Raw genomic sequence first — 13,261 nt, forward strand, 5'->3', positions numbered from 1 at the left:
GGCTTTAGGGCCGCCGACAGCTCATTACTAACCAACAAGATGAAGCCCGACTTCTCCACTATAAACAGCGGGGAGGTCGGGCTTTGTGGTGGAGAATGAGGACGGCTAGTTGAGCCACACCTGCGCCACTTTCTCGAAGCGGTGGCGGGCAAAGGCGCCATAGGGGCGCTCGGCATAAAAGCCCAGCACATGCACCTGCGGCTGGCCGGTACGCACGTTGCGGCGCATCTGTACTGGATAAACGCGGCCAGCTTCGGGCCAGTCACCTACGTGGTCGGTGGGGCGGCGCGAGGCGTCTATGCAGCGGGCATACAGCTGCACGGGAGGCGAAACGGGGAGCTTTACTTTCGACATATCCAAAGATAAGCATATCTACTGCTTTCCAAAAATATTAGTCTTGTATTATCAGGTGATTATTGCCGTTTAATGCGGATTTAATTGAATTTTAAGGTTTGTTAAGACTCTTTAATCTGCTGCCGCATTTATCCTTTGGTATTGCGTTGAATCAGGGTTTTTGCTAAATAAATTAGTAAAAATGCATGTCCCGCAGATGCAGTTGATTGCCGCTCGCAGTTTCTGCCAAATGCTCCGGATAGCGGTACGCCAGAGCTGGCAGGGAACTATGGAACGGTGCGCTCAGGCTTCATAAATACCACGACACCTAAGCCACTGGCAACGCCTGTACTAGGCGCGTGGGTGCGGCTGCCGGCAACTGCCGAGCAGTATCCTAAGGCTGCACCAGCAGCTGCCGCGTCAGCTGGCCGGCGGTGCCGTGCACCCGCACCAGATACAGGCCGGCGGGTAGGCCACTGGTATCCAGAGTGGTAGTGGTGCTGCTGAAATTGGTCTGCTGCACTGCCTGGCCTAGGGTGTTGAGCAGAAGTACCTGATGGCCGCCAAAGCTGGCCGGCACTTCCAGCCGTACCCGCCCGGTAGCTGGGTTGGGGTAGAGTTGCCAGGCGCTGGCCGCCAGCGCCGGCCGGGTGGGCAGCAGCAGGTTGTAGCGGGTCTGGGCCGCGTCGGCGTCGGCTTGCAGCTGCGCCAGGCTGGGCGCGGCCAGCACCGCAAACGCCACGATGGCCGAGTCGGTGGGGGCGAGGCGGGGCAGGGCGGCGCCCAGCACATGCGCAATGTCGGTGCCGGCGGGCAGGCCGGTGGTGGGCCGGCGGGTGCCATTGCTCAGGGTCAGGTATTTCTCGGCCTTGCTGAAGCCGTTGGACAGCTGCACCGGGCTGCCGGCCGGCGCATTTACATCGATGGCGTAGGCGGTAGCCTTGCCGCCGCTCAGCCACTTCAGGCCCACGAATACTTCCGGGCTGCTGGCATCGTAGGTGTAGCTCAGGCGGCGCACCGAGTCCCAGGCCACCACGTTGCGGGCATAGTCCGGCACCACGTCCCAGTCCATGAACAGGCCCGCGTAGAGCGGCTTGAGGGTGTCAGGCGTCATGTTCCGCAGCTGATACTCCAGCACCACGTAGTCGCGGTGCGGGGCCTGGGCCCAGGCGTAGCCGCGCTGGCGCACCTGCACGCCCACGGTGCGGTTGCGGGTGGCAGAGGGCAGCGAGTCCTGCAGCAGGTTGCTGGCTTCCTGGTCGGCGCGCAGTGGCTGGCGGCGCAGGGTGGCCTGGGTGAGGCGGAAGAAATCGGCGTCGGGCACGTTCCGCTCATTGCGGAGGCGGCTGGAGACGCGGTTGGGGCCGGTGGCCAGCAGCAGCCCACCCTCGTAGAGCAGCGGCGCGCCGCCCCGGTACGTCACACCCTCGCCCAGATCAGACCCAATACCATCGTAGCCGAGGCTGCCCCGGCTGGTGAGCGTCAGGGCCAGGTCGCCGGCATTGAGCACCACGTAATCGGGGTTGAGCAGCAGCGTGCCATACTGGTCTTCCTGGTAGCCGGTGGCGGCATCCTCGAAATGATAGCGCAGCACGGCGCGGGTGTTCAGCGGCACCGCCGCCGCTACGGCCAGCCGGAACGGCGCCGCCGTGTTGGTGGCGCGGGCCAGCGTAGCCAGCGCGCCTGCCCCAAACGTGCCCTGCCGCACCGTAAGAAACGGCGAAAGCGACGTCACGGTGAGGGTCAAATTCTGCACCGGCAGCAGCAGGTTCTGCACTTCCACCGCCAGCCGGATAGTGTCGGTAGGCTGGTAGGCCCCTTTGGCGGGGCTGAACAAACGCTGTGTGAGACGGGTCGCCCGCTGATCGTTGGCGCGCACGGCCCGCAGCATGTTGAGGCGGCCGGTGCCCAGCTTGCCGGCGTAGGCGGCGTTGCCAGGCAGCGCGTCGATGTTGTCGGTGGTGCGGCGTAGCTGGGCGCGCACCTGAGCGGCTGAGAGCTGCGGAAACCGCGCCCGCACCAGCCCCGCCGCGCCCGCCACCAGCGGCGCCGAAAACGAGGAGCCCGTGGCTGGAATGTAGTCGGAGTCGGTGTCGCCCCACACGGTCAGCACGTCGTCGCCGGGCGCTACCAAGTCGAGGCGGCGGCTGTGGGTAGCGTAGCCCGACTTGACATCGGTGCGCCCCGAAGCGCCCACCGACAGCACGTGCTCATAGGAGGCCGGGTAGAAATCCAGCTCGGCGTTGGTGTTGCCGGCCGAGGCCACTACCACGGCGTCGCGGTTGACGGCGGCGTAGGTGATGGCATCCTGCTCGAACTGCGAGCGGCCCCCGGCGGCGCCCCAGCTCATATTGATGACCTTGCAGCCGTGGTCGGCGGCGTACACAATGGCCTCGAAGCCCGCAAAGCTGCCGCCGGGCGTGCTGGGGTAGATTTTCAGGGGCAGGAAGCGGCAGTTGAAGCCGGAGCCGGCCACGCCGCGGCCATTGTCGGGGCGGGCGGCGGCGGCGCCGGCCGAGTGCACGCCGTGGCGGGGCTGCACGTAGGAGTCGGAGGAAGGGTTGTTGTCGTCGTCGGCCAGGTCCCAGCCGCGGTAGTTGTCGATGTAGCCGTCGTTGTCGTTGTCGAGGCCGTCGGGCGGGTCCTGGTAGTTGCGCTGCCACTGGCCATTGAGGTCTTCGTGGGAGAGGCGGAAGCCGGTGTCGGTGATGCCGATGAGCACGCTGGAGTCGCCCTTGGTCACGTCCCAGGCCTGGTAGGCGCGGATGTTGCGCAGGTGGTACTGGCCGCGGGCGTTGGTGGAGTCGGCCAGCGGATCGTTGGGCTGATAGAGCGGGGCGCGGTAATAAAGCGGCTCCACGTAGGTGAGCACGCCGGTTTGCCGAAGCGCCAACTGGGCCTTGGCCAGCACCGTGGTGGCCGGCAGCCACACCTGATAAATCAGGCGCAGATCCACGGCTTCCGGGTTTTTGGGGTCGGGCGGCAGCGCATTGGGAAACTTCTGCACCAGGCGCAATGCCCCGAAACGGCGCAGAGCGGCTTCCAGCTGCGGCACGGCCACGCGGCCGGCCTGCGCCTGCGCCCGGTATTCGGGCTTCAGCTTGAACACCAGCAAGCCGGGCTGGGCCACTGCCTCCGGCACAGCGGCCGTGCGGCTGGGGCCGGCCATCTGGGCCTGGGCTGCTGGAGCGCCCGACAGCAGCAGCGCCAACAGGGATAACACAGGATAAGAGCGTAGGAATGAAAGCATAAGCGAGAGTGAAATCAGGGTAAGAGGGGCAAGGTAATTAACGAAGCTGCCCGGCAATCGGATGTTTGGCAGCCGCCAACAGAGACGCTGCAGGGTAAGGTAAATTTAGGCTTTTCGAAGGGCGCTACAGCGCTACATTATCCGATTTTCGATCAACAGCCGGAAATCCCCTACCAATACTGGCTGGGAGAAGTTTTCTCCAGCTTTTCCTGCTTTAGTGCAAATTGCTTTTGAGGTGCCGCAGGTCGCTCGCAGGCGGTTTGTCAGCGGATTCTGCAGGTGCATTTGCCGCCTTTTCAGCGCTGGATAAGCACAAAGGCCCTGCCGTATTACGCGGCAGGGCCTTTATGGCTGGCTATCGGCGCCGGAGCTTACCAGCCCACTTTGCTGTACTTATATTTCTTGGGGGCCTTCACGGTTTCGTACTGAGTGGCCTTCCGGGGCGAGAGGTCGATGCCCAGATCAATGGGGTTGCGCTCTTTGCGGAAGCGGGCCTTGTTGTTGCCGCGCTGCTCGGATTTTACTTTTACGGTGCCATAGCCGCGTGGATTGGCACTTTGGGCCGTCCGGTCCTGCGCGCAGGAGCCAAGGCCGATCAGAGTAGCAAGGGCAAGTATGGGAAGAAGTGATTTCATGACGGTAGGAAGTACAAAGGGTACTTCCGCGTGTACTACAACCGCCTAAAAAAAGATACAGCTTCCCTGCATTATACTACAGGCTAAGCAGTTCGCGGAACCGCACCGACTGCTGCCGCGATACTTCCACCTCGGGGCCGCCCCGCAGCCGGATCTTGAGGGTGCTGCTGAACCAGGGCTCAATGCCCTCAATCCATTTCAGGTTGATGATCTGCTGGCGGTTAGCCCGGAAGAATACGCGCGGGTCGAAGCGTTGCTCCAGGTGCTGCAGAGTCCGCGGAATCAGGGGGCGGTGCTGCTCGAAGTAGATCTGGGTGTAGCTGCCGTTGATTTCAAACAGCCGGATATCGGCCAGCCGCACAAACCAGCACCGCTCGCCGTCCTTCACAAACACCTGGTCGTGCTCGGTGAGCAGGGTGGCGGCCGGCTCGCTGGCCGGGGGCGGGGCCGGTAGGGCCGGGGCTGCTTCGGCCGGGGCCAGCAGCTTGGCGCGGGCCTTTTCCAGGGCGGCGGCCAGCCGGGATTCCTGCACGGGCTTCAGCAGATAGTCCAGGGCATTCACCTCGAAAGCCCGCAGCGCATACTCGTCGTAGGCGGTGGTGAACACGACGTGCGGGGCCACTTCCAATGAGGCCAGCAACTCGAAGCCGGTTTCGCCGGGCATATGGATGTCGAGCAGCAGCAGATCGGGACGCAGCTCCTGCAGGCGGGTGCGGGCCTCGGCGGCGTGACGGGCTTCGCCTATCACCGTCACGTCAGGGAAGGCCTGCAGCAGGTGGCGCAGTTCGGTGCGGGCCAGCCGCGAGTCGTCAACGAGCAGAACGTTCACAGTGATGGGGTAATGAGGTGATGGGGAATATTCTGTCATCCTGAGCTTGCGAAGGATCTTATGTCATCAGAACGATAATCGTAATAACGACCCGTTCTAGCCTGATAAGGTCCTTCGCAAGCTCAGGATGACAGCACGCTCACGCCGGCAGCGCCTCGGCTCGCACTGGCAGGCTGAGGTGCGCTACCACGGTGTCGGGTTCGGCGGGGTCGTTGTGGATGGTGAGGTGGGCGGCGGGGCCGAAGAGCAGGGCCAGCCGCTCGCGGGCGTTGCGCACGCCCACGCCGTCGTGGCCGGGCTGGGGCTGGTAGCGGCCCGTGTTGCGGACGCTTACGCGCAGCTGCCCGGCGCCGTCGAGCTGGGCCGTGAGCTGAATCCGGCCGCCTTCGGGCCGTGGGGCCAGCCCGTGCTTGATGGCATTTTCGACGAGTAGCTGCAGCGTCATGGGCGGGATGAGCACTGCTTCGGCTGCCGGATCCACGTCGAGGGTGTAGGTGAGGCGTTCTTCCAGCTGCAGGGCTTCCAGCTGCAGGTAGTGCTCCACAATCTCCAGCTCGCGGCCCAGCGGCACCTGCTCGGCCGCGCTGAGCTGGATGGAGTAGCGCAGCAGGTCGGATAGGTGGGTCATCATGGTGCGGGCGCGGGTGGGGTCCTCCATCACCAGAGCCCGGATGTTGTTGAGGCCGTTGAAGAGGAAGTGCGGGTTGATCTGGGCCTTGAGGGTGCGCATTTCCGCTTCCCGCACGGCCGCCGTCAGCCGCCACTTATCCACTTCGGCCTGCTTGTAGCGGTGGAAAAAGTGCCAGCCGAAATAGAAGCCCGCCCACAGCCACAGCATAAAGTTGACGTTGAGCGAGTAGCCCAGAAACTGCGCCCAGCCGTGCGGCCGCCCATCGGGGCTGGGCCGCACCACCCAGATCAGCAGCGCCCAAATGATAACCTGGCTCAGCACCGACAGCAGCGCATTGGTTACGAGCAGGCGCCCCAACAGCGGCAGGGGCGGCAGCAGCTCCCAGCCATTGGCCCGGATGTGGTAGCGCAACACGTGCGACAAACCCATTACGGGTAGCACAATGGCTGTGGTAATCAGCACCAACTCGCCGGAAAACCGCCCGAAGACGGAAAACAGCAGCACGTTGAACACAAAGTACAGGCTCCAGCCCAGCAACTGCAGGCGCCAGTACAGTCGGCTGGGGGGAGGGGCGGAGGCGTAGGAGAACATGGGCAGAAACGAAGCCGCCGCTACTGGCCGGCCGGCAAGGTGAGAAGATAGGCCTGCCGGTTGCGCCGGTACGAGAGCACCAGTAGCCCGCCCAGCACCAGCAGCGCCCCGGCCACAAATGTTGGTATCAGGTACAGGTCGGGTGCGGCCACGCGCAGCCCCAGCACCAGGCAGCCCACTGGAATCAGACCGGCCATAAAGGCGTAGGGCCAAGCTTGGTAAAACCACGCGTATGGGAAGAAATGCGCCCCCGTGATGATGCCGTAGGTCATGATGAAGTGCTGCGGATAGCGGCTGAACACAAACAGTAGGAACGGGAAGTAAAAGAGCTGGGCGAAGTTCAGCCACAAGCCCAGCGGCTGCAGCGGATTGTGCGGCAGCTTCCAAGTGGTGCCAAATGCCCTAGACAGCAGCCCGGCCAGCGGCAGCACGGCGGCACCCACCATAAAGGTGATGAAGCTGTTTTGCGTGGCGGAGTTGGGTTGCGCCCAAACGAAGGCAATAGCCACCCAGACCACCGTAGCCGCCACAATGAAATCCAGCCCGTTTTTCGCCTTCACCGACAGCTCCAGCCTCAGCGCCTCGAAATCCTGTTTGCGTATCATGAGAAAGTAGGGTGAACGAAGGTGTAGACATCTGCCCAGCAGTAGACCGGCGGGCAGACGCTCACGCCATAGTGGCAAGATAGTTCTTACTTTTTCGCCACGTAATGCTGCTGTAGGAACGCGTCGGTTTGCTGGAAAAACCACTGCGTGTCGTCGTACATCAGGAAGTGGCGGCCGGCCTCCGACATTTCGATGCGGTGCTGGGGCAGGCGGGCGTACTGCTGCTCAAATATGGCACGGGTGCTTTCCTTGGTGGAGCCGTAGGCCTTATAGGCGGCCCAGGCGCCCAGCACCAGCACCGGCTGCTGCACCCGGGCAATATCCTGGCGTAGGTCGGTCGTGAAGAGGTCATACATGGCCTGGGCCACGGTGGCCGGGTCGGAGGCCGCGCTCCAGCGGGCGGTTTGCGTGATGCGGGCGGTGTCCTGCATCATGGTGGCGCTCATCTGGCGGGCGGCGGCCATCGTCATCTGGCCGGCGGTCATTTGCTTGCGCATGCCTTCGGCCATGGGCCGGGCGCCTTCCACAGTCTGGACGGGGTTCTGCACGGCCGCCAGAAACGGCAGCGAATCCACAATCACCAGCGGGCCTACGGCCTCGGGCTGGGTGGCGCTCAGCCACAGGCCCATAAAGCCGCCCAGGCTGTGGCCTACTACCACAGGCTTACTCAGTTTCTGGGTTTTGATGTAGGCCAGCAGCTGGTCGCGCACGTTCTGCAGCAGCTTGTCGGTGGAGGCCGGGGCCGCGTTGCCGCCGAAGCCGGCCAAACTGATGATGTGGCACTGATACTGGCGCTGGTAGCGGGCCACGGTTTCGTCCCAGACGGCGCCGGGGCAGGTGAGGCCCGGAATCAGCAGCATGGGGCGGCCCTTGCCCACCACCCGCACCGTGAAGCTGGGGTGAGTGGCGGGGTTGTCGGTGGCGGCGCTGGCGGCAGCGGCTACTGCCGGCGTTGCGGCAACGGCCGTTTCTGCGGTGGTGGAAGCGGCCAGCAGCAGGGCGAGGCAGATAGGGCGGAGGCAGGCGGTCAGGTTCATAGCGAAGCAGGAAAGAAGGGTTGGAGGTTGATTTCTGCTTCAAACCTAGCCGCGCTTTCTGCCTTCTGAAACCACTTTTCAGCGAACGGTAAATCCGGCGCCTGAGCTGCAGATTTTCCCGCCGAACGGATTCGCGAATCCAACCCGGCCGGCGCCGGCAGCCCTGGCCTGCGCGCAAAAAAAGAAGACCTGCTGACGGCAGGTCTTCTTCAGGCTTTGGTAGGCAGGAACTGCGTATTCCGAGCTCTGTGCTCAGATGATGTTGCGCAAATCCTGCCGCAGGTTCTCAATTCCCTGCCATATTTCATCCCAGGCGCTCCGGTCGGAGTGAACGTTGGTTTCGGGCGTGGCGGGGGCGGTGCCGAGGCGCTCCTGCAGCTTCTGGCGCTTGGCTTCGAGGCTGGCAATGTGCTCGTGGTAGGTGTGGGGCGCGCCGGCCGTGGTAGCGTGGGCGCGGTTGCGCAGGGTCTGGATTTTGCTTTCCAGCTCCGTCAGGGCCAGCCGGAGCGAGGCATCGGACAGGTTTTGCGGGGGGCGCACGTGTTCGGGGGAGGGCAGCGTCGACATGGCAGTAGCGGTGAAGTGAGCAGGAGGGTACCCCTTAAGATACAGCTTTCGGCCCTGAAAGGATACAGCCAATGTTACCAACATAAGCGCAACGCAAGCATAATATTGGCGTTACCGAGGCGCCTGGGCCGAGCCCTAGCTTTGCGCACGTCTCACTATATGCTCAGATGCTTATGCTTCGTCTCGCTACGCTTGTACTTCTGCTCCTGATGCCCCGCCTGCTGGCCGCCCAAACAGCTAACAGCACTGCCCTAACCGATTCCGACTCCAGCCTCGCCGGCCCGGCCACCTCCGCGGCCGCGCCAGCCAGCCCCGTAGTGCCAGTAGCGCCAGTAGCGCCCGTGCTCTACCATGCCGCCGACGAAATGCCAGCGTTTCCCGGCGGCGCGTCGGCGTTTCAGCAGTTTCTGCGCCAGAAGCTCCGCTACCCCGACGAAGCCCTGCGGCGCAATCTGTCGGGCAAGGTGCACATCAGCTTTGTGGTGGATGAGCAGGGCCACATCATCGACCCCAAAGTGGTGCGGGGCCTGGGCGGTGGCCTCGACGAGGAAGCCCTGCGCCTGGTGCGCATCATGCCCTGGTGGACGCCCGGCCGCGTAGCCGGCCAGCCCGTGCGCGTGGCCTACACCCTGCCCATCGTGTTCCGGGCGCTGGAGTAGAGGGGCAGTAAAAGAACGTCATGACGTTCGTGCGTTTTCAGACTCCAGCTAGTCTAACGACACAGTCCTCAATTCCCAATTGACGCCGGTATTCCCAGCTCCCGTGCTAGGGGCGCGGCGGCGGAAGCATAGAGCAGCGCCAGCACCTCGTTGAGGGCCGGCTCCAGCTCGGTGAGGTAGTCGGGGTGGAGCTTAGAGGTTTGGCGCAGCACCTCATGGGTGCGGCGGGCCAGGTGCTGTAGCAGCGGCTGGGTGGGGCCATGCAGGCGCGCCACGGCCTCGTGCTGGTGGCGCAGGACGTTGCCCAATAGCCGCAGCGTCAGCTCAATTTCCCCAAAGGCATCTCCCGTGATTTTGGCGTGATACGCCAAGCGAGCCTGCAGCTGCCGCACAATGTGGAGCAGGTCGTTGGGGGTTTGGTGGTAGCCGCGCACGGGGTCGTCGAGTTGGGTGCGCAGGCGCTGGCGACGGGTTTCCAGGGCGTCGGTGTCGTCGTCGAGCTCCAGTAGGCGGTAGGTCAGCTGCTCTACCAGCACGGCATCCTGGGCCACAAGGCGCGTCAGGAGCTGGTCTTTCTCTTTCTGGGGCAGGGCCAACAGGGCTTTGCGGAGGTCGGGCGTGAGGGCAGGCATAGGCGTAAAAATAGCTGTCATCCGGAGCATTCCGCTTGATGCGCGGAATGCTCCGGATGACAGGGAAACGGCTAGCTAACGCAGAGAAAGCTTAACCGCGTTTTTTGTTCTTGTTGGCGGGGTTGCCCGCGTAGGCAATGCGGTAAATCACGCCGTTGTCGTCGTCGGATACCAGCAGCGCCCCGTCAGCGGCCTGTACGATGGCGCAGGGACGGCCGAACTCCGACTTATCGTTTTCCACCAGCCAGCCCGTGGCGAAATCCTCGAACTGCTGGGGCTGGCCCTGCTCGTTGAAGCGCACCCGCACGATTTTGTAGCCCGAGGGCTGGGCGCGGTTCCAGGAGCCATGCATGGTCACGAAAGCACTGTTCTTATAGTCGGCGGGCAACTGCGTGCTGCGGTTGAATACCAGCCCCAGCGGCGCCGAGTGGGCTTTGTAAAGCAGCAGCGGGCGCACGGCCTTGGCATCAAACTGCTCATACGACTCGCCGCTTTTGGGCTTGTTGGCGGGGTAGGGCTTGCCGTCGGCAATGATGGACGGCCAGCCGTAGTTGGCGCCCTGCTTGAGCTGGTTGAACTCTTCCTGCTGGGTTTCGTCGCCGAGCCAGTCGATGCCGTGGTCCATGCCGAACAAGGCTTTCGTAGTCGGGTGCCAGTCGAAGCCGATGGTGTTGCGCAGGCCCGTAGCGAAGATGCGGCGGCCCGAGCCGTCGGTGTTCACCTGCAGCAGGGTGGCGCTTTCGGGGTTGTCTTCGTCGCAGGCGTTGCAGGTGCTGCCCACCGAGAGGTAGAGCTGGCCGTCGGGCCCGAACTGCAGGGTGCGGTTGGCGTGCTGGCCGGCGTCGGGCAGGTCGGAGTAGAGGGTTTTTAGCTCGCCCAGCGTGCCGTCGGGCTTCACGTCGGCCACGTACAGCTCGCGCACGGCGGCCATGTAGAGCTTGCCATCCTTGAGGGCGAGGCCGTGCAGATGCGGCTTCTGGGCCACCTGCTGCGTCAGCTCCACTTTGCCGTCTTTGTTGGCGTCGCGCAGCAGTGTCACGGTGCCTTTCACGCGGTTGCTTACATACAGGTCGCCGTTCGGGGCCTGGGCCAGCATGCGCGGCGCGTCGAGGCCCTCGGCGTACTTACTGATGGTGAAGCCGGCTGGCACTTTCAGGCTGGCCACCCGCTCGGGCGTGGCGGGCAGCTTCTTGGGCAGATAGATGTTGCCCTGCATCTGAAACGGCGTGGCCTCGGGTGGCACGTTTTGGGCAGTAGCGGAGCTGAGGCCGGCAAACAGGGCCGTAGCAAGTAGGAGTGGGGCTTTGGTCATGAAAAGTCGAAAAGGAAGGATAATCCTTATTCAACTCCCATTCCCGGGCCGGGGTTCCAGCCCGGCTGTCATCCGGCCCGCCACCGCTGCCCCAGCCGCACGGCGGACAGCAGCGCCATCAGCAGCAACAGCAGCGTGGAGTTGCGCCAGTCGGGCTGGAGAAATTCTGCCAACGGAACGGTAAGCACAGGCTCCGGTAGCTGCGTGAGGATGAGGTCACTATCGCCCCCAAATCGACTGGGATTAGGCTTCGTTGTAAACGCGTAAAGGGTCGTAGGTAGCTGCTGTGTATCAAGCCACCACTGAATAATGTGGTTTTCGTTGAGCAGATTTATCGAGTAGATCAGACTGCTGTATGAAGCATAAGCACTGAATTGAATTCGTAATCCTTTGTCGTAAACAGGGCTTAATCCGACGAATTTTGCGGCTTTAAACGCCTGCTGATAACTGAAGTAATCAGCAAAAATATTTCCGGTGAACAGCACAGTCTGCCAAGAGCGAAATTTTTCTATTCTTCCCGATGACCAGCAGTGCGGCGAATTATAAGGATTGATTTGGGACGAAGTACCATCATAATTGCTGAGTGTCATGCCGTACATATGGGAGTTTAAACAGGCGTTAAGCGGCGGCATTGTAAGCTGCATAATTACCTGCGGCCGTTCCATACCCCGCATCTGCGGCAGCGCCACGCAGCCGAGCCACAGCAGCCACGCCAGCGCCAGTAGTCCCGGCGGAAACAGCAGCGGCCGGCGGTGGCGGCGGGGCAGGTGAAGTTGGGTGGAAATCATAAGATGAGAGCTAGCGGATAAGAAACTGCCGCCCCAGCCGCACGGCAGACAACAGCGCCATCAAGAGAAGTAGAAGTAAAGAGTTGCGCCAGTCGGGAGTTATAAATTCCATGAAATCGACAGGCATAGGTGGCTGGCGCAAAGTGACTACGTCGTCACCATAACCGCACCCCATCATTGGAATCTTTGATTTGGTCGTATTAGCTGCAATTGGTAAGTCGGTGAAGGCGTATAGAGTAGTCGGTAAACGGTAGATGTCGAGCCAGTAGCGCTTTATATCTCGTCTTTGCAGTTGGTCAAGTGCGAAGATCAAGCTTTTGTAAGCCGCTGACTGTTCAAAAACAAGCTTCATTCCCATCCGGTACGTGGTATCTTGTCCCAAATAATTGGCCGCTACTCGGGTTTGCTGATAGCTGAAATAGTCCTGCCACAGATTGCCAGTGAAACGGATGTTTTGCCAAGGGCGAAAGGCGGCTAATTCAAGGGAAGAAAAATATGGTGGCCATAGTGGACGTGGGGGACTGAAGGAGTCGAATGCGCCAGGAAGCTTGGGCCCGAGCATTGTAAGCTGAGTAACATAACCTTGAGGCTTGTTTATGCCCCGCATCTGCGGCAGCGCCACACAGCCCAGCCACAGCAGCCATACCAGGGCCAGTAGGCCCGGCGGGAACAGCAGCGGCCGGCGGTGGCGGCGCGGCAAGTGGAGATTAAGGGGTAGCATAACAGTAAGTAGAATGGGCGAATTACTTCTTCAAGCGTATGCCCACTGTGAAACTTGCCCGTAGCCACAGAAAAGCTGATTTTTGGCTGAACGGATAGTTGGCGTTCCGGGTCGTTTCCCAGCGGTAGGCGGGCCCGGCGAAAGCATCCAATGTAAGCCGCGAGAATAGTTGCTGGTAGCCAAGCAGCACGCCGGCCTCCTGCTCCGTGCGCTTGCCTCGTACGGCACCAGAAGGTGGCACGTCGCCCAAACCCAGCTTCAACCGACCCACGCCCACAAAAGGGCCCGCGAAAAAACCGGTCTGGGGCTGGGCAGGGGTGAAGTAGTACCGATAGTCGAGATACACCTTAGGACCGTTGTCCGGCTCTTGGTCTTGTGCCCGGAAGTGGCGGTAGCTGCCCGTCAGCTGCAGGGCTGAGTGCGGCGTCAGGCCCAGTTCCATTCCCAAACTGGCCGACAACGGAATCCGGTCTTCTATTGAAAGCAAGGGGTTGGCGCTGGCTTTCACAGTTATGGTCTGAGCCGAAACTGGCTGTGTAAACGCAAGCAACAGCACAGCCATCAGGGCGGCACTGGTAGCAAGTTGAAGCCGTAAACTAAGCGGGAACAGTAACGGCCGATGGTGGCGGCGCGGTAGGTAAAGTTGGGTGGTTGGCATAGCGGGAAGCATA

The 13,261-nt window shown here is 62.2% G+C and carries 14 protein-coding genes; 1 reads left to right on the forward strand and 13 read right to left on the reverse strand.

The annotated features are described in order from the left end of the window. Window positions 1-105: 105 nt before the first annotated feature. The 8 genes from O3303_RS01695 to O3303_RS01730 form a co-directional block, all read right to left on the reverse strand. Window positions 106-354, reverse strand: coding sequence for a hypothetical protein (locus tag O3303_RS01695; protein ID WP_269560340.1), 249 nt, complete (start codon window positions 352-354; stop codon window positions 106-108). Between the two features lie 373 nt (window positions 355-727). Then, entirely contained in the window at window positions 728-3,556 is a 2,829-nt protein-coding gene (locus O3303_RS01700) for a S8 family peptidase (RefSeq protein ID WP_269560341.1), read from the reverse strand. 398 nt (window positions 3,557-3,954) lie between these two features. Then, window positions 3,955-4,218, reverse strand: a complete 264-nt coding sequence (locus tag O3303_RS01705) for a hypothetical protein (RefSeq protein WP_269560342.1) — start codon at window positions 4,216-4,218, stop codon at window positions 3,955-3,957. 76 nt (window positions 4,219-4,294) lie between these two features. Next, on the reverse strand, window positions 4,295-5,047 hold the full coding sequence (locus O3303_RS01710) for a LytR/AlgR family response regulator transcription factor (protein ID WP_269560343.1): 753 nt from the start codon (window positions 5,045-5,047) through the stop codon (window positions 4,295-4,297). 139 nt (window positions 5,048-5,186) lie between these two features. Then, complete coding sequence (locus tag O3303_RS01715) at window positions 5,187-6,269, reverse strand: sensor histidine kinase (protein ID WP_269560344.1); 1,083 nt, start codon at window positions 6,267-6,269, stop codon at window positions 5,187-5,189. Window positions 6,270-6,289: 20 nt separating this feature from the next. Then, window positions 6,290-6,874, reverse strand: coding sequence for a DUF7010 family protein (locus O3303_RS01720; protein ID WP_269560345.1), 585 nt, complete (start codon window positions 6,872-6,874; stop codon window positions 6,290-6,292). A gap of 86 nt (window positions 6,875-6,960) precedes the next feature. Further along, a complete protein-coding gene (locus O3303_RS01725) occupies window positions 6,961-7,911 on the reverse strand; it encodes an alpha/beta fold hydrolase (RefSeq protein WP_269560346.1) in 951 nt (316 codons plus the stop codon). Between the two features lie 252 nt (window positions 7,912-8,163). After that, window positions 8,164-8,478 carry a sll1863 family stress response protein gene (locus O3303_RS01730; RefSeq protein WP_269560347.1) on the reverse strand — a complete coding sequence of 105 codons (315 nt, stop codon included), beginning with the start codon at window positions 8,476-8,478 and terminating at the stop codon, window positions 8,164-8,166. Window positions 8,479-8,651: 173 nt separating this feature from the next. Between O3303_RS01730 and O3303_RS01735 the strand changes: the two genes are divergently transcribed. Next, the gene (locus tag O3303_RS01735) at window positions 8,652-9,137 is read left to right on the forward strand and encodes an energy transducer TonB (protein ID WP_269560348.1); all 486 of its coding nucleotides are present in this window, start codon (window positions 8,652-8,654) and stop codon (window positions 9,135-9,137) included. Window positions 9,138-9,205: 68 nt separating this feature from the next. Here the strand turns inward: O3303_RS01735 and O3303_RS01740 are convergent, their stop codons facing one another. The 5 genes from O3303_RS01740 to O3303_RS01760 form a co-directional block, all read right to left on the reverse strand. Next, window positions 9,206-9,769 carry a hypothetical protein gene (locus O3303_RS01740; protein ID WP_269560349.1) on the reverse strand — a complete coding sequence of 188 codons (564 nt, stop codon included), beginning with the start codon at window positions 9,767-9,769 and terminating at the stop codon, window positions 9,206-9,208. A gap of 91 nt (window positions 9,770-9,860) precedes the next feature. After that, window positions 9,861-11,081: a PQQ-dependent sugar dehydrogenase gene (locus O3303_RS01745; RefSeq protein ID WP_269560350.1), complete on the reverse strand. Its 1,221-nt coding sequence runs from the start codon at window positions 11,079-11,081 to the stop codon at window positions 9,861-9,863. 68 nt (window positions 11,082-11,149) lie between these two features. Continuing rightward, window positions 11,150-11,869 carry a hypothetical protein gene (locus O3303_RS01750; protein WP_269560351.1) on the reverse strand — a complete coding sequence of 240 codons (720 nt, stop codon included), beginning with the start codon at window positions 11,867-11,869 and terminating at the stop codon, window positions 11,150-11,152. Between the two features lie 10 nt (window positions 11,870-11,879). After that, the gene (locus O3303_RS01755; RefSeq protein ID WP_269560352.1) at window positions 11,880-12,590 is read right to left on the reverse strand and encodes a hypothetical protein; all 711 of its coding nucleotides are present in this window, start codon (window positions 12,588-12,590) and stop codon (window positions 11,880-11,882) included. Between the two features lie 22 nt (window positions 12,591-12,612). Further along, window positions 12,613-13,260 carry a DUF3575 domain-containing protein gene (locus O3303_RS01760; RefSeq protein ID WP_350356602.1) on the reverse strand — a complete coding sequence of 216 codons (648 nt, stop codon included), beginning with the start codon at window positions 13,258-13,260 and terminating at the stop codon, window positions 12,613-12,615. Window position 13,261 lies beyond the last annotated feature (1 nt).

Origin of the sequence: Hymenobacter canadensis, from assembly GCF_027359925.1 — a bacterium.
Lineage (GTDB): Bacteria > Bacteroidota > Bacteroidia > Cytophagales > Hymenobacteraceae > Hymenobacter > Hymenobacter canadensis.

Coding starts and splice junctions, on each gene's coding strand:
- O3303_RS01695 (WP_269560340.1), bottom strand. CDS start 354: ATGTCGAAAGTAAAGCTCCCCGTTTCGCCTCCCGTGCAGCTGTATGCC.
- O3303_RS01705 (WP_269560342.1), bottom strand. CDS start 4,218: ATGAAATCACTTCTTCCCATACTTGCCCTTGCTACTCTGATCGGCCTT.
- O3303_RS01715 (WP_269560344.1), bottom strand. CDS start 6,269: ATGTTCTCCTACGCCTCCGCCCCTCCCCCCAGCCGACTGTACTGGCGC.
- O3303_RS01720 (WP_269560345.1), bottom strand. CDS start 6,874: ATGATACGCAAACAGGATTTCGAGGCGCTGAGGCTGGAGCTGTCGGTG.
- O3303_RS01725 (WP_269560346.1), bottom strand. CDS start 7,911: ATGAACCTGACCGCCTGCCTCCGCCCTATCTGCCTCGCCCTGCTGCTG.
- O3303_RS01730 (WP_269560347.1), bottom strand. CDS start 8,478: ATGTCGACGCTGCCCTCCCCCGAACACGTGCGCCCCCCGCAAAACCTG.
- O3303_RS01735 (WP_269560348.1), top strand. CDS start 8,652: ATGCTTCGTCTCGCTACGCTTGTACTTCTGCTCCTGATGCCCCGCCTG.
- O3303_RS01740 (WP_269560349.1), bottom strand. CDS start 9,769: ATGCCTGCCCTCACGCCCGACCTCCGCAAAGCCCTGTTGGCCCTGCCC.
- O3303_RS01745 (WP_269560350.1), bottom strand. CDS start 11,081: ATGACCAAAGCCCCACTCCTACTTGCTACGGCCCTGTTTGCCGGCCTC.
- O3303_RS01750 (WP_269560351.1), bottom strand. CDS start 11,869: ATGATTTCCACCCAACTTCACCTGCCCCGCCGCCACCGCCGGCCGCTG.
- O3303_RS01755 (WP_269560352.1), bottom strand. CDS start 12,590: ATGCTACCCCTTAATCTCCACTTGCCGCGCCGCCACCGCCGGCCGCTG.
- O3303_RS01760 (WP_350356602.1), bottom strand. CDS start 13,260: ATGCTTCCCGCTATGCCAACCACCCAACTTTACCTACCGCGCCGCCAC.